Source organism: Gottfriedia acidiceleris (genome assembly GCF_036421055.1).
Lineage (GTDB): Bacteria > Bacillota > Bacilli > Bacillales > Bacillaceae_G > Gottfriedia > Gottfriedia acidiceleris_C.
The window spans coordinates 61731-77786 of sequence record NZ_JAZGQS010000011.1; the positions used below are offsets into that span (position 1 = coordinate 61731).

General features: G+C 32.9%; 15 protein-coding genes and 1 pseudogene. 12 read left to right on the forward strand and 4 right to left on the reverse strand.

Annotated features, from left to right (window positions below; all coding sequences use genetic code 11):
* Positions 1-61 precede the first annotated feature (61 nt).
* Positions 62-1681, forward strand: coding sequence for a polysaccharide biosynthesis protein (locus tag RAH41_RS16970; protein ID WP_331224138.1), 1620 nt, complete (start codon positions 62-64; stop codon positions 1679-1681).
* A gap of 195 nt (positions 1682-1876) precedes the next feature.
* Positions 1877-2599 (forward strand): pseudouridine synthase, encoded by a 723-nt coding sequence (locus RAH41_RS16975; RefSeq protein ID WP_331224140.1) that lies wholly within the window; start codon positions 1877-1879, stop codon positions 2597-2599.
* 154 nt (positions 2600-2753) lie between these two features.
* Here the strand turns inward: RAH41_RS16975 and RAH41_RS16980 are convergent, their stop codons facing one another.
* Positions 2754-2954, reverse strand: a complete 201-nt coding sequence (locus tag RAH41_RS16980) for a DeoR family transcriptional regulator (protein ID WP_056473526.1) — start codon at positions 2952-2954, stop codon at positions 2754-2756.
* Between the two features lie 307 nt (positions 2955-3261).
* Here RAH41_RS16980 and pepV point away from each other — a divergent pair, with 307 nt between their 5' ends.
* From pepV to RAH41_RS17005, 5 genes are all read left to right on the forward strand, one after another.
* Positions 3262-4665, forward strand: coding sequence for a dipeptidase PepV (gene pepV, locus RAH41_RS16985; protein ID WP_331224141.1), 1404 nt, complete (start codon positions 3262-3264; stop codon positions 4663-4665).
* Positions 4666-4790: 125 nt separating this feature from the next.
* Positions 4791-5978 (forward strand): MFS transporter, encoded by a 1188-nt coding sequence (locus RAH41_RS16990; RefSeq protein WP_331224143.1) that lies wholly within the window; start codon positions 4791-4793, stop codon positions 5976-5978.
* A gap of 1 nt (position 5979) precedes the next feature.
* A complete protein-coding gene (gene thpR / locus RAH41_RS16995; RefSeq protein ID WP_331224144.1) occupies positions 5980-6531 on the forward strand; it encodes an RNA 2',3'-cyclic phosphodiesterase in 552 nt (183 codons plus the stop codon).
* Between the two features lie 227 nt (positions 6532-6758).
* A complete protein-coding gene (gene pulA, locus RAH41_RS17000; RefSeq protein WP_331224146.1) occupies positions 6759-8924 on the forward strand; it encodes a type I pullulanase in 2166 nt (721 codons plus the stop codon).
* A 140-nt stretch (positions 8925-9064) separates the two neighbouring features.
* On the forward strand, positions 9065-9853 hold the full coding sequence (locus tag RAH41_RS17005) for a phosphotransferase family protein (protein WP_331224148.1): 789 nt from the start codon (positions 9065-9067) through the stop codon (positions 9851-9853).
* A 31-nt stretch (positions 9854-9884) separates the two neighbouring features.
* On the opposite strand, the gene RAH41_RS17010 is transcribed toward RAH41_RS17005, so the two are convergent.
* Positions 9885-10163, reverse strand: a complete 279-nt coding sequence (locus RAH41_RS17010) for a YtzH-like family protein (protein WP_056473344.1) — start codon at positions 10161-10163, stop codon at positions 9885-9887.
* 149 nt (positions 10164-10312) lie between these two features.
* Here RAH41_RS17010 and trmB point away from each other — a divergent pair, with 149 nt between their 5' ends.
* A complete protein-coding gene (gene trmB, locus RAH41_RS17015; RefSeq protein WP_331224150.1) occupies positions 10313-10954 on the forward strand; it encodes a tRNA (guanosine(46)-N7)-methyltransferase TrmB in 642 nt (213 codons plus the stop codon).
* Positions 10955-11207: 253 nt separating this feature from the next.
* Positions 11208-12050, forward strand: coding sequence for a YtnP family quorum-quenching lactonase (locus tag RAH41_RS17020; protein WP_331224151.1), 843 nt, complete (start codon positions 11208-11210; stop codon positions 12048-12050).
* A 13-nt stretch (positions 12051-12063) separates the two neighbouring features.
* Here RAH41_RS17020 and RAH41_RS17025 read toward each other — a convergent pair whose 3' ends face one another.
* Positions 12064-12375, reverse strand: coding sequence for a PepSY domain-containing protein (locus RAH41_RS17025; protein WP_056473349.1), 312 nt, complete (start codon positions 12373-12375; stop codon positions 12064-12066).
* A 161-nt stretch (positions 12376-12536) separates the two neighbouring features.
* Here RAH41_RS17025 and RAH41_RS17030 point away from each other — a divergent pair, with 161 nt between their 5' ends.
* Together RAH41_RS17030 and RAH41_RS17035 are read left to right on the forward strand one after the other, a co-directional pair.
* Positions 12537-13607 carry a M42 family metallopeptidase gene (locus tag RAH41_RS17030; protein ID WP_331224254.1) on the forward strand — a complete coding sequence of 357 codons (1071 nt, stop codon included), beginning with the start codon at positions 12537-12539 and terminating at the stop codon, positions 13605-13607.
* A 124-nt stretch (positions 13608-13731) separates the two neighbouring features.
* A pseudogene (locus tag RAH41_RS17035) lies at positions 13732-14025 on the forward strand (IS3 family transposase); the annotation flags it as partial.
* Between the two features lie 262 nt (positions 14026-14287).
* Here the strand turns inward: RAH41_RS17035 and RAH41_RS17040 are convergent.
* On the reverse strand, positions 14288-15202 hold the full coding sequence (locus RAH41_RS17040) for a LysR family transcriptional regulator (protein ID WP_331224153.1): 915 nt from the start codon (positions 15200-15202) through the stop codon (positions 14288-14290).
* Positions 15203-15467: 265 nt separating this feature from the next.
* On the opposite strand from RAH41_RS17040, the gene RAH41_RS17045 reads away from it, so the two are divergent.
* Positions 15468-16001, forward strand: a complete 534-nt coding sequence (locus RAH41_RS17045; RefSeq protein ID WP_331224155.1) for a cupin domain-containing protein — start codon at positions 15468-15470, stop codon at positions 15999-16001.
* Positions 16002-16056 lie beyond the last annotated feature (55 nt).

Consider the following 16056-nt stretch of genomic DNA (forward strand, 5'->3'; position numbering starts at 1 on the left):
TTTTATATGATATGGTAAGATAGATTAGTTAGTTTGATCGAGAATTGGTAGGAGGCAGTTTATGTCAGATTCAAAATTGCTACGAGGTACCTTCATATTAACTGCTGGTACATTTTTAATAAAATTTCTAGGAATGATTTACACATTCCCTTTTTATGCGTTAGTTGGTTCAAAAGGGTCTGCATTATATAATTATGGTTACGTTCCATATACATTGTTCATCAGTATAGCTACTGCAGGTGTTCCGTTAGCTGTAGCAAAGTTCGTTTCGAAGTACAATGCGATTGAAGAATATGAAACAAGTAGAAGGCTTTTTCATGCAAGTCAGCTACTCCTTATATGTACAGGGATTTTTTCGTTCTTAACGTTATATATCATTGCACCTTACATTGCACCTCTTATGATTCCAAAGGATTCAAAAGGTAATAGTGTAGAAGATGTAGTTACAGTTATGCGAATCGTAAGTACTGCATTAATATTAGTACCTTCTCAAAGTTTATATAGAGGTTTTTTCCAAGGGCATCAATCAACAGGCCCAACTACTGTCTCTCAGTTAATTGAACAAATTGTACGTATTGTATTTACTCTAGTTGGAAGTTATATCATTCTAAAATTTATGGGTGGAACAATTACTCAAGCAGTAGGCTTATCGACGTTTGCAGCTACAATTGGTGCTGTAGGTGGAATTTTAAATTTACTATGGTATTGGAGAAAGCGAAAAGTTCATTTAGATGAACTTCTTCCAAAATCAAAAGGATTAATTCATCCTAGTAAAATAGAAATGTTTAAAGAATTATTTTCTTATTCAATTCCATATGTATTTGTTGGACTTGCTATCCCGTTATATCAATTAGTGGATCAGTTTACTTACAATAGGGCAATGGAAGCAATTGGATTAAAAGAGATTGCAGAGAATACTTATGTAATGTTTTCATACACAAGCCACAAACTAGTAATGATTCCAGTTTCATTAGCAACGGCATTTGGTTTAACACTTGTTCCTGCTATAACTGAAGCATTCGTAAATAACAATCATAAAAAGCTTCAAAGTCAAATTACTCAAACCTACCAGGTTGTATTCTTTCTAACTCTTCCTGCTGTAGTAGGCATATCAGTTTTGGCTGAACCGATTTATAGTGCTTTTTATCAAAAAAGTACACTTGGTGGAAGTATACTAGGTTTTTATGCTCCAGTAGCTTTATTGTATTCACTTTTCACAGTAAATGTAGCAATCTTACAAGGTTTAGATAAACAAAAATATGCGATTATTGGTTTAATAGGCGGAGTAATTTTAAAAATTATTTTAAATGTACCATTAATTTATGTATTTAAAACATATGGAGCGGTATTAGCGACCGCATTAGGCTATTTATTTTCAATCGTATACAATTTCTATTATATTCGTAAAAACGCGCAGTTCTCTTTCAATAAAATGTTTAGAAGAATTATCTTTATGATTATCTTATCTGGTATTATGGCCGGTGCGGTTTATGCTGTAGAATACTTATTAGGATTCTGGTGGACTTATAAAGATGGTCGAATGATCTCAATGTTCCTTGTCATCATTGGAGCAATTGTAGGGGCTATTGTTTATTTAGGTGTTGCATACAAATTAAACTTATTTGAAGTTATTTTAGGAGCTCGTTTAAAGAATCGTTTTAAGTTTGGAAAAAGAGGATAAAAATATATGGTGAACCTTCTTTTGTAATGGTTCACCTTTTTTTACACAAAAAGAATGTATAAATTGAGAGCGGAGAAGAACAACGACGTAGAAGCCAAAGTATAAATGCAACTACGCCTCTGACTTCGTTAAAAAAGCTCGCTGATCAGCGAGTTTTCTTAAACTTTTATTTAGAGAAAGAAAAGGTGCTAATTAATGAGAATTGATAAAATTTTAGCCAACATGGGATATGGCAGTAGGAAAGAAGTAAAGTCTTTACTAAAACAAGGTGTTGTAAAAGTTGGAGATAATATTGTAAAAAGCCCAAAAGAGCATGTTGATATTGAACACGAAGTTGTAACGGTAAATGGTGAAGTAGTAGAGTATAAAGAGTTTGTTTATTTAATGATGAACAAACCCCCAGGTGTTATATCTGCCACTGAAGATTCTGAACATGAAACTGTAATTGGATTATTAGAATATGAAGATATCATTTTCGAGCCATTTCCAGTTGGACGTTTAGATAAAGATACTGAAGGTTTGTTATTAATTACGAATGATGGCCATTTGGCACACCAATTACTTTCTCCAAAAAAACACGTGCCAAAGAAGTATTATGCAACGATTGATGGAGTAGTAACCGAAGATGACATAAAAGCATTTGAAAAAGGTGTAACACTAGAGGATGGTTATTTAACGAAACCTGGATATTTAACAATTCTTAAATCCGGAGAAGAATCTGAGATCGAATTAGTTATTATGGAAGGGAAATTCCATCAAGTTAAAAGAATGTTTGAAGCTGTAGGAAAGAAAGTTACTTACTTAAAAAGACTAGAGATGGGTCCTTTAAAGTTAGATGAAGATTTAGAGTTAGGTGAATATCGAGAACTGACTGACGAAGAAATTGACCTTTTAAAGTCGGTTAACGAAGAGAAATAAATTGTTACTTAGGAATCGGTAAAGATGAATCAAAATGTAAACAGAAAGTTTAAATGGATATCACTAATCTATTCCAAATAGAACGCCAAAAGAAAAACAAAAACCCTTGATTAGACGTCAGACAAGACAATCATAGGTTTTTGTTTTTCTTTTTTTACGAAGAAGCTTTTACTTTTTTCCCTGTTACGGCCCATTTTCCCCTACTTGGACTATAAACTAGATTATTAAACTCTAAAATGTTTAAATCTCGTTGGATTGTTCTAGGTGTAATACCAAACTCCTCCACTAGGTCTTTTGTAGAAACGGTGCCATTTTCACTAATATACATGTAAATGGCTTTAATTCGAGTCAGCATTCGAGAAGTTCCAGAATTCAAAAAACCACTCCTTTACCTACCGCATTGTTTCATAACAGGTTAGTTAAGTATTTTACTAGTTAAGCTTATATTTTCATTTTACTCTTTTTCAGTAGTTTCATAACGAAATTTATGAAAATAATACAAAAATTTAATGAAAATTTGCGCAAACGTAATCATTTTGCAAGTTTAACGTAATATATTCTACAAAGAGTGTCATATTCCTTCTTTTTTCGTTCCATTTATTAATAAATTATGTTTAAATTTTAAAAGATGATAAACTATTTATATTAAAGGAGGTAGTTCTATGACACATATTAATTGGATGGAAGAAGTTTTAAAACGTAAAGAAGATTTTTTAAAGCAAACGATTGAACTTCTTAATATTGAAAGCGTTTATGATGAAGCGACAATTACAAAAGAAGCACCTATGGGTAAAGGGATTAATGAAGCACTTACATACATGTTAAATTTAGGTGAAAAAGACGGGTTTATCCCCAAAAATGTTGATGGATATGCTGGCCACTTAGAAATGGGAAGCGGCGATGAACTAGTAGGAATTCTTTGTCACTTAGATGTTGTACCTGCTGGAGATGGCTGGTCACATGATCCATTTGATGCAATTATTAAAGATGGAAATATTTATGCACGAGGCGCAATTGATGATAAGGGTCCTACAATGGCTGCTTATTATGCAATGAAAATTGTTAAAGAATTAGGTTTACCAATTAACAAACGCGTACGTATGATTCTTGGAACAGATGAAGAAAGCCAATGGCGTTGTGTTGATCACTACTTTGAAAAAGAAGAAATGCCAACAATGGGCTTTGCACCTGATGCAGATTTCCCAATTATTTACGCTGAAAAGGGAATATTAGATATTAATTTCAAACAAATGCAGTTAAAAGAAGATAACGAGAGTCAATATAAATTGATTTCATTCTCTTCAGGTAGAAGAGTAAATATGGTACCTGATTATGCAAAAGCTATTATTTCAGGACCAAACTTTGATCAAGATGCATTTACAAAACATATTAGTGAGCTAGGCTGTAAAGCTCAAGTTTCTGAAGAAAATGGAAACCAAGTTTTAACAGTAGAAGGCCTTTCAGTACATGGGATGGAACCTGATAAAGGTAAGAATGCGGGTATTGCATTAGCAAGCTTCTTAAATCTATTTGAATTTAATGTGAATGCTGATCGATTCTTAAAGTTTATTGTTGAAAACTTCAAAGGTGACTCTCGTGGTAAAAACATGGGTGTTGCGTTTAATGATGATATTACTGGAGATTTAACAATTAATTTAGGAATTATGCAATACGAAGAAAATAATGGTGGTTCATTTGGGTTAACTTTGCGTTATCCAGTGACAACTGATATTGACTTTGTTATTTCAACACTAACTGAACGTGGAAGTAAATATAGCTTTGAATTTAATGAAATTAAAAATTCTAAGCCTCACCATGTTCCAAAAGATCACCCATTGATTCAAACTTTACAAAAAGTATATGAAGAGCAAACGGGTGAGGAAGCAACATTGTTAACAATCGGTGGTGGCACATATGCACGTTCATTAAGTGCAGGTGTAGCTTTTGGCCCATTATTCTTAGGAAAACCGGAAGTAGCTCATCAAAAAGACGAATATGCTGAAATTGATGATTTATTAAAAGCAATTGCAATTTATGCACAGTCGATTGCTGAGTTAGTTAAGTAATAATAGTTTTGATTGATTAAACGACTCGATTTTTTGAGACAATAAGGTAATTCGAGCGTTTTTCGTCAATAAGGGGAGAAAATTTCCTCCCCTTTTTTATGTATTTTTTTAGGAGTTGAGAATTTTTGAATACATTACAAGCACGTAAAAATAGCATCTTACTTATTTTTAAGGGCTATTATTTTTGTTTATTTTTTGCAATAGGATCGCTAGGACCTTTACTTTCTTCATACTTTAAAAATGTGTTGGATTTATCAACTTCACAAATTGGAATATTAATGTCTCTAACACCAATCGTTGCTATTTTTTCGCAACCTCTTTGGGGAATGGTTAGTGACATGACGCTTAATCCTAAAAGAATGTTGCTTATAGCGCAAATCTCCACAATCGCAATTGCACTTTTCTATTCTACAATCACTTCGTATGGCATGCTTTTATTTGTTGTCATCATGTTATCAATGACACAAAGTGCTTTAATTCCTCTTTCTGATAGTATTGCACTGAATTATGTCCAAAAAATTGGTGGGAATTATGGAGCTATTCGTTTATATGGCTCAATTGGTTTTGCATTTGCTGTATTAGTTTCGGGAAGATTAGCTGAAGTTTTTGGTTTAGTCATTATATTTTTTGTATTTGCTTTTTGTATTCTAGTTGGCTTAGGTATTTCAATTTTTATACCTAACGCTATGACAATTAGCAAAAGGGAGCCAATCTTAAAAGGAGTCCCGATTTTGCTATCTAATAAAAGATTTTTATTATTTTTAATTTGTGCCTTTTTAGTTTTTGGACCAATTAGTGCAAATAATACTTACTTCGGTTTATATATTCAATCTTTAGGTGGAACATTAACAGGTGTTGGTATTGCATTTCTAATTTCTGCAGGTAGTGAAGCACCATTTTTGCAAGTGGCTAAGAGATTAATTAATCGTTTTGGGATATATAATATATTAATTGCAACTGCTTTAGTATCGGCTTTAAGATGGTATTTTTATTTTACGAATCCGCCGATTTCAATTCTTTTTATATCTTGTCTTACGCAAGGACTATCGGTTGGATTATTTATTCCTGCAGCGCTCCAGTTTGTAAGAGATCAAGCACCGGATTCTTTAAAAGCAACGGCTGTTACAATTTATTCTGGTTTAGGCTTAGGGATGGGAGAATGGTTCTGTACTTTCATAAGTGGATTTATATCAGAAGCATTTTCAATTAAAGCAATTTATATTTTATTCGGTTCTCTTAGTATAGTTGCCGTTGGAATCATGCAATACTTAAAAAAGGATTCTAACATAAAAGATAAAAAGGAGATTGCGTAATTTGAGTGAACATTATTTTCTTGCTGTTCCATTGCCAATACAAATAAAAGAAATTTTAGATGATTATTCAAAAAGATGGTTTAAAAAATTACCATTAAAGAAATGGACTTTTAAAGATGATTTTCATATTACTTTATCATTTTTAGGTCCAGTTACATATACAAAAAGTGTAGAGCTTATGGATCAATTACAAAAAGAGCTTTACGATTTTAAAAGTTTTGATTTATCGATCCATCAATTAGGTATTTTTGGGAGTAAAGTACAGCCCCGTGTATGGTGGTTTGGTTTAGAGAATAGTGTTGAATTAATGGAGTTACAAAATCGAATTAGTAAGATATGCGAAGAAAGCGGTTTTTCAATTGATAACCGACTATATAATCCACATATTACAATTGCAAAGAAATATAATGATAGGTTCGATAAAGAATTTGAAATCCCACTTAGCTGGGAAGAAGAACCTTTAAAGTTCAAAGTGAATGAAGTCATTTTATATAAGATTCAACCTTCTCAAAAACCAAGTTACCTTATAGCTGAATCCATTACATTAAAGTAGATGTATATTATTTAAAATCTTGAACAAATTGGTTAGATATAAGAAATATTTAAAGAAACGAACGAATACTTTCAGAAGAAAGCATGAAAGTGGAATGGTAACAACATTTTTGTTTTGAATCCATTTTAACTCTTTGTGAATATACTAATCATATCGATTTAATAAATAACGAAAATGCTAAGTTATATGTAAAAGTTTTAAATTTATAGTCTGGATGGTGAATAGCGTTGTTTCATATTAAAAGGGCTTTTGAAGCTTATATAGATGGATTTCAAGAAATAACAATGATTATTCCCAAATCGAACAAACATACAGTGCAGTCATATTTTGAACTAATTGAAGAGGAGGGTCGGAAAACTCGACTTCCTGTCGTATCTCGAATAGAGTTTGATCGTTTTTTTAAATATACGGTTTTGACTACTGAGGTCCTTTTGTTAGAAAAAAAGTATGAGATTGAAGATGAATTTGGTATCCGCACAGATTTACAAGTAGGTGGAGTTATTCGTTCGAAGGACTTTGATGAAAAGTATGCCTATGATGGAGAGGATTTAGGTGCGGTTTACACAAATAAATCTACACAATTTAAATTATGGGCACCTACTGCTTCTAAGGTTAAGTTAAGAATTTATCAAGAATATGGTGAAGAAGAGAAGTTTACTGAAATGTTTATGGAACGTGATGGAAAAGGGACATGGAAAACAGTAATCGATTGTGATTGTGACGGTTTAGTTTATAATTTTTTAGTATGTGTGAATCTGATTTGGCGAGAAGCTGTTGATCCATATGCAAAAGCAGTTACTATAAACGGTAAACATAGTGTAGTGATTGATTTATCAAAGAGTAGCAAAGTTAGTAAGGTAAATGGTACATCACCAAGTAAGTATACAGATTGTATTATTTACGAAGCTAGTATTCGAGATTTTACTTCACATCCACTTAGTGGGATTCAAAAAAAGGGAACTTTTCAAGGATTTCATGAAAAAGATACGATGTACAATGGTTTTTCAACAGGTTTGGATTATATATGCAAACTAGGAGTTACACATATTGAATTATTACCATTTTTTGATTTTGAAGGAATAGATGAAACTAACCCTTTCCAAAGCTATAATTGGGGCTATAACCCATTGAATTTCAATTCACCAGAAGGTAGTTATAGTTTAAAACCGAATGAACCAATCGAAAGAATCAATGAATTAAAGAAACTTATTTCAGTTTATCATGAAAATGGAATACGGATTATTATGGATGTTGTTTATAATCATGTTTATGAATTACAAACTAGCTCATTTGAAAAAATTGTACCGGGCTATTATTTTAGACAAGATGAACGTGGTTTACCATCGAATGGAACAGGAGTTGGGAATGACTTTGCATCTGAAAGATTGATGGCTAGACGATTTATTCTACAATCAATAAAATATTGGACGAAAGAATATGACATTGATGGGTTTAGGTTTGATTTAATGGGAATATTGGATACGGATACAATGAATGAAATAGTAACTGAACTGACTATTTTAAAACCAGAAATAATCATTTTTGGAGAAGGTTGGGATTTAAATACATCATTAAGTCCATCTTCTCGAAAAGCAACAATAAATCAAAGTCATCAACTATCAATGGTTGGGTTTTTTAATGATAAATTTCGCGATGGAATAAAAGGAAGTACTTTCTCCTTTCAAGAAATTGGGTTTATACAAGGTAATAATATTCATAATGAATACTTGTCCGATTTACTTTTAGGTAGTGTTGGGATTAATAAACAAGTAAATTTATTTAAAGAGCCATATCAATCGATAAATTATGTGGAATCACATGATAATCACACGATGTGGGACAGATTAAAGCTTTCCAATCAGAAAGAGAATGAGGAAATACTAAAGAAAAGGCACTTACTTGGAACAAGTATTGTATTATTTTCATTTGGTGTACCTTTTCTGCATAGTGGCCAGGAATTTTTTCGAACTAAAAAGGGAATCGAAAACAGTTATAATTCAGGCGACACAATAAATAGTATTGATTGGGCGAGAGCAGAACGTGAAGCATCATCGGTTGAAATTGTTAAAGACTTTATCGCAATTCGAAAGCGCTTTAATAGTTTGCGTTTTTCTTTAAAAGAAGAAATAGAAAAGCATGTAACGCCTGTGAATATCCATCGAGATTTAATTGGATACCGAATTAGCGGATTAGAAGATATCGACCAAGTTAAAGAGATTATGGTGCTATTTCATAACGGTCTTTCAGATATTTATATTGATTTAGGAAATGAAGATGACAACTGGGAGTTTATATGGGATGGCCGTAATCATTATGTTAATAAAGGGATGAAAGTCGAAAGTAATAAATTACCAATGCCATCGCTTTCGACTGTTGTATTAGTAAAATACTAGCAACTACTTGCAGATTCTAATTAAACAATGTAAACTTGTAAAAGATGGCTTATTGCAGCTGATTGTAATAGGCTATCTTTCTTTTTGTAATAAAATAATTTTAAATACAAACATATATAACAACAAGGAACGGAAGAACAATGGATAATCATATACAAGAAATACTCGGAAAAGAATGGACAATCTCGCCAGCCGGTGGTTTTACTGGTGAAGCGTATATAGCAGAAAATAATGATAAGAGATTATTTCTAAAACGAAATTCTTCTCCTTTTTTAGCAGTTTTATCAGCAGCTGGCTTTGTTCCAAAATTAGTTTGGACTAGAAGACTAGAAAATGGTGATGTACTTACTGCACAAGAGTGGGTGATTGCACGTAGTTTAGAACCTTATGAGCTCTCTGCGAAAGGGGTTGCGCAATTTTTATACCGTATCCATTCTTCCAAAGAATTGTTATATATGTTAACGAAGCTAGGGATTCATCCTTTAGAACCTCAGGATTTACTGCAAACAATTGTAGGGAATCTTACTGAAGAGTTTACACAAAGCCAGATCATTGTAAAAGGTATTGAATATTTAGAGGAAAATATGCCATCTTTTGATTCAGAGGATTTAGTCGTTTGTCATAGTGATTTAAATCATCATAATTGGTTACTTACTGAGACAAATAACTTATATTTAATCGATTGGGATGAGGCAATCATAGCTGATAAAGCATTCGATTTGGGCATGTTTTTATTCACCTATGTAGAGCAGAACGATTGGGATAAATGGCTTCGAAATTACGGAATTAAATTAACTGAAGACTTATTAAATCGAATGACTTGGTATGTAGTAGCTCAAACAATCATTTGGATTAAATGGTATACTCTTCGTGAAAATGAAAAGCAGACTCAAAAAATGAAGAGTCTGCTAGAGAAGATATTAGCTTAAATAAAAATTTCCTCGGAAATTGTCATAAAGATTAAGAATAAGTATTAAAATCAGTTACCCATTGTGAGAGTTGATTTTGGTGGTTTGTAATGTGCTGATCTAAATCAGCAGAATACTTTCCAGACTGACTATAATAATAGACGTCATTTAACATGCTTTTTACATCATCTGTTATTTGGTCGTTCGTTAATAAGGATTGAACAAGTCTTTCTAATTGTTCACATTCTGAAATAGTTCCACAGCAATCAGATTGGTGATTCATTAAAATATCACGTAAAATTGTTAATTGATGCTCATGATTTAAAGGCATAAATTCACATCCTTTTTTTATTAAGTACACTTGAAATAGTTTGTGTTACAAGAAATGATTTTATACTTACGTTAATAACCGAGTGCCATCGTGCTTGGTTTTTTCTTTGAATAAATATAAATTGCAAAATCGAGAGGGAGTAAAATCTTATGAGATTAAGACATAAGCCAGGTGCGGCAGATCAAGTTAAACAAAATGCTCATTATGTAATTCCAAATCCGTCAGAACAAAAAGGGAAATGGAAAGAAGTTTTCCAAAATAATCAACCAATTCATATCGAAGTTGGTACTGGTAGAGGTCGTTTTATGGTCGGTATGGCAAAAGCCAATCCTCATATTAACTATATCGGAATTGAGAAATATACAAGTGTAATTTCTGATGCATTAGATAAATTAATTGAAGCTGAAGTTCCAAACTTGAAGTTATTAAATGTAGATGCTCAAAAATTAACGGATTTCTTTGAGGACGGAGAAATAGATCGAGTTTATTTAAACTTTTCTGATCCATGGCCAAAGGTTCGTCATGAAAAACGTCGACTAACATATAAAACATTCTTAAAAATGTATCAACAAATCTTGAAAAATGATGGGGAAATTCATTTTAAAACAGATAATCAAGATTTATTCGAGTTTTCAATCATGAGTATGGCGAACTATGGAATGACAATGCATTTCTTAAGCTTAGACCTTCATAATAGTGATTTTGAAGGAAATATTATGACTGAATACGAAGAAAAGTTCTCTTCAAAAGGTAACCGTATTTACCGAGTTGAAGCTGCTTATAGAAACTAATCTAATCAAAAGACTATCTTGATATCTTTATCAAGATAGTCTTTTTTTCTACAACACACGAAATTTTAATTGGAATCATTTACAGTATGAATTAAAAATGGTCTCATAGCCCCTGTAAATTGATCTAAAACGAATTTTCATTTCGTATTCCCTATTGTTCCCCTTCTTTTAGCCAATTCTTGCTCGTAAAATATTCAGTAAATTCGAAAAGTGGTATAATATTTAGGTGTAGTAAAAAAGAAGGGGGATAAGTATGGAACAGTTAAAAATTGGAACTTGTACAATTCAGTGGCTTACTGGAGGAAATACCCATTTGGATGGTGGAGCAATGTTTGGAGTAGTTCCAAAGGCACTTTGGTCAAAAAAATATATTGTTAATGAGAAAAACCAAATTCCTTTACGTACTGACCCGGTATTTATTCAAACAAATGGTTTAAATATTATCATTGATAGTGGCATCGGTGTTAATAAATTAAATGAAAAGCAAAAAAGAAATTTTGGTGTTACCGAGGATTCAGCGTTAGAAGAATCATTATCGAAGCATGGATTAAAACTAGACGATATTGATTATGTCATTATGACACATTTGCATTTTGATCATGCAAGTGGACTAACGAAATTTGAAAATGGCGGTTTCAAGCCAGTATTTTCGAATGCAAAAATTATTACGTCTCAAATTGAATGGGATGAGATGAGGAATCCGAATATTCGTTCAAGTAATACATATTGGAAAGAAAATTGGGAAGCAATTGGGCACCAAGTCATTGCATTTGAAAAAGAATATTCTTTAACAGATGAAATAACAATTATTCACACAGGTGGACATAGCGATGGGCACAGTATTATAAAAATTGAAACTGACGATGAGCTACTATTGCATATGGGGGATTTAATGCCTACACATGCACATCAGTCACCATTATGGGTTATGGCATATGATGATTACCCAATGACATCTATTTACGCAAAAGAAAAATGGGTTAATTATGGTCTGCAAAAAAAATCTTGGTTTACGTTCTATCATGACGATGTATTTAGAGCAATAAAATGGAGCGCTGAAGGACAAGTATTACAGTCAATCGAACGCTCCAAATAATTTGGCTATTTTGTTAAACAATTTGAGCTGAAATTAGCTCACCGTTTACAGCATTAATGATGAATGAATAGTTTGTAGTATCATTATCTGATTCTACTACTGTAAAACCACCTTCATAAACATCACCTTCATAATCAGGTAAATCTGCCCACTTTGGTTCTGAATGAATCCAAGTTCCAGTTACATTGCCATATGAAAGAAATACTGGTTTAATTGTTTTTAATGCTTTTTCTGCTGGAATATATTGTGAAGATAATTTTTTTTGTAAATATAGTCCACCAGCAACACCTAAACCTAAGCCAATTAAGACGCGTTTAAGTTTCATTTGTACCACCTCTATTTATGTATTATGCGCTTGAAAAAATATTCTACTACTTATCTTAGTCAAACCGGAGCAACATTTCAACGGTTAGCATTGGTATTATGTGTTATTTTTAGATAAAATAAAAAAAGAAGATATGTTTTGTACAGAGAGGAACTTTAATGATGAATCAAGACACTCTACAGCTTTTTAAATTTTTAACAGAATTACAAGGTGCACCAGGATTTGAGCATGAAGTGCGTCACTTCATGAGAAAAGAACTTGAAAAATATACAAATGAGATTGTGCAAGATCGTTTAGGAAGTATTTTTGGAGTTAAACGTGGAACTGAAGATGGACCTACTGTAATGGTGGCAGGTCATATGGATGAAGTTGGTTTTATGGTAACTCAAATTACAGAAAACGGGATGTTAAGATTTCAACCACTAGGTGGCTGGTGGAACCAAGTATTACTTGCTCAAAGAGTCCAAGTAATGACAGATCAAGGACCAGTTATTGGTGTGATTGGTTCAATTCCACCGCATTTATTAAGCGATGAGTTAAGAGCTAGACCAATGGATATGAAAAATATGCTAATCGATATTGGTGCAGATAACAAAGAAGATGCTCTAAATATTGGCATTCGTCCTGGGCAACAAATTGTACCTGTATGTCCTTTCACTCCTATGGCTAATGAGAAAAAAATCATGGCAAAAGCTTGGGATAATCGTTACGGTTGTGGACTTGCGATTGAATTATTAAAAGAAGTTCAAAACGAAACATTACCAAATATTTTATATTCAGGTGCTACTGTTCAAGAAGAAGTTGGACTTAGAGGGGCACAAACAGCTGCAAATATGATTAAACCTGATATCTTTTACGCACTAGATGCAAGCCCAGCTAATGATATGTCGGGATCGAAATCTGAGTTCGGTCAATTAGGTAAAGGTGTTTTATTACGAATTTTAGACCGTACGATGGTTACCCATAAAGGAATTCGTGAATTCATTTTAGATACTGCAGAAACGAATAATATTCCTTACCAATATTTTGTATCACAAGGCGGAACAGATGCTGGACGAGTACATGTTTCAAACGATGGCGTACCATCTGCTGTAATTGGTATCTGCTCTCGTTATATTCACACTGCGGCGTCAATTATTCATGTTGATGATTATTTAGCTGCAAAGGAATTACTTGTTAAGCTAGTTAAAGCGACTGATAAAACAACTGTTGAAACATTACGTAATTATTAAAAAGAGACGATCTCATTAGTCGAAGGTGTTATCATCCCCTAGAGGTAGACAGTAAAAAAAAAGAACATGATATGATGTTCTTAACTGTTTATCTGAAAGGGGATTTTTTTATGGCGAAAAAATCGTGTCCAAAGCTGGTTACTCTAAGTGGTGAAAAAAGCGTTCTAATCGCTTGGCTAAAAGGGATGAAGAATTATTATTAAAAGAACATATCCTAGCTATTTATAAAATACATCCTTATTTTGGCTATAAGCGAATGACAAAAGCATTAAAAAGGGAAGGAATTCTAATCAATCATGAACGTGTTCGACGTATGATGTGAGATCTAGGAATTCGTTCAGTCATTCGAAAAAAGCGTCCTTACTTTGGTAAACGTGGTTGGATTGTTTTTCCTAATGTCCTAACCGAGAATTCTCTGGAGAAAAGGGTGAGATGCCGATTGTGTTTGATAATGTAAGACTTGAGCTTCTAAATATTTACATTCATTTGAATTCAATTAGTAAATATCTAGTCCGTCTAGAAAAAGGAGTTCAATTACTCCAAAAAGCTTGTTTTTATGATGAGAGTTAAGAATAAAAAACATCAAGAATACAATATAATTAGGTATATTAAAAAGCTACGAATTCTTTGCGTGCTAAAGGGTTCGTAGCTTCTTTCTTTTATATAAAAAGGGTGACTGTTTAATCAGTTCTTTTCATAGAATTCTGATTCAAATCGAGTGAAGCCTCTTTTAGTGTATTAATAAAAATACGTGTTGCGGCACTCAGGTATTTATCTTTCCTGTAGATAATTCCTATATATCGAGCAAGATCAGCATTTAGAATGGGAATAATTTTGATGCGGGGATGGTTAAGGTATTCTAAGTAAGGTCTCGGTAATATAGTTACCCCGATCCTATCTATAACCATATTAATTAAAGATTGTATGGTCGTAATTTCAAAGACCGGTTCTGGAATAAACCCCACATCTTTACAAGCTTTATTTATAAGCTGCCTTATAAAATATTGTTCAGGAAGTAAGATGGAAGGTGTTGTTTGCAAGACTTCTAAACCTAATTTATTCTGATTCTCTAACGGGTGTCCAACAGGCACTGCAAACGCCATTTCCTCTTTATATAAAGAAATTGTTTCTAATTCGTCCCCTTTCATAGGTAAAAAAACAATGCCTATATCCAACTTATTTTCTAACAGTTGTTTTTGAATATCCCCAGTACGTAATCCAAACACAGATATCTTAACACCTGGATATAGATGATGGAAACTGCGTAATGTGGGCGGAATGAGATAATTTTCAACGGTTAACAAGGTACCAATAGAAATGGTCCCTCTTTGAAGGCCCTTTAGTTCATCTATTGAGGTTTTTGCTTGTTCTAGTTCATGAAAAACGTTACGTGTATATTTTAAGAGTAATTCCCCTGATTCTGTAAGAGCCGTCTTTTTACCAATGCGATCAAATAAAGGTGTGCCAATTTCATGTTCTAATAAACGAATTTGTTGGCTTAAAGAAGGTTGAGAAATCCCTACCTTTTCTGCTGCTCTTGTAAAATGTAGTTCTTGGCACACAGCGTAAAAATATTCAAGTTGTCTTAACTCCATTCTTTTGCCTCCTGATTTAAACGGTAATATCTTACCTTTTCATTTTGCAGATTCATTAACATGATTTCTATAGGAATCCTATAAACAGTCTAGGATATTATATATTACATTATAGGCTAAACCTATGATTATTATATAAATGATTGAATTGTTCTATTGATTGAACTATTTTAGACTATTAATTGCACAGGAATCCAAGTAAAATCTTTAATTCTCAAAGTATAAATTCTTTAAACTGTGTAAAAATTTTGTGGAGGGTGATTAGATGGGTAGTCAAAAAACTGAGATTATAAACTACAGTGAGTTTTTAAAAAAGACTAGGAAGCCTGCAGTTCGAGCATGTTCATGGAAATGGAAAGATATTTATCCATTACTCAATCAATCTGTATCGGAGGACTTTCTTGAAAGTGGCCGTGGAACGTTGTCACTCATTCATAATGATACAGGGGATAACTATGGAACTTCGTCAACTATGAACGTAGTCGTCCAAATTTTTAAACCTGGTGAGCATAATAAAGCTCATCGTCATACTAATGTAGCTCTCAATCTAGTATTTCAGGGTGAGGGGTATAGTATCGTGGATGGAGAAAAGATTGAATGGGAAAAAGGTGATCTATTCTTAGCTCCTCCTTGGTCTGCTCATGAACATTGCAACACTTCTAAAACAGAGGATGCTATTCTTTACACGTTTCAAGATGTACCGGTTCTTACAGCAATGGGTACTTGGTTTTTAGAGGAACCAGTGGGTAGTACACCTCGTCACATAGTCAAACCAGATACACAAACAAAGAATAACTAGAAAAGATTTGTTATTACTCTTGGCCTGCAAGAATGTAACCAAACTTTAAACAAAA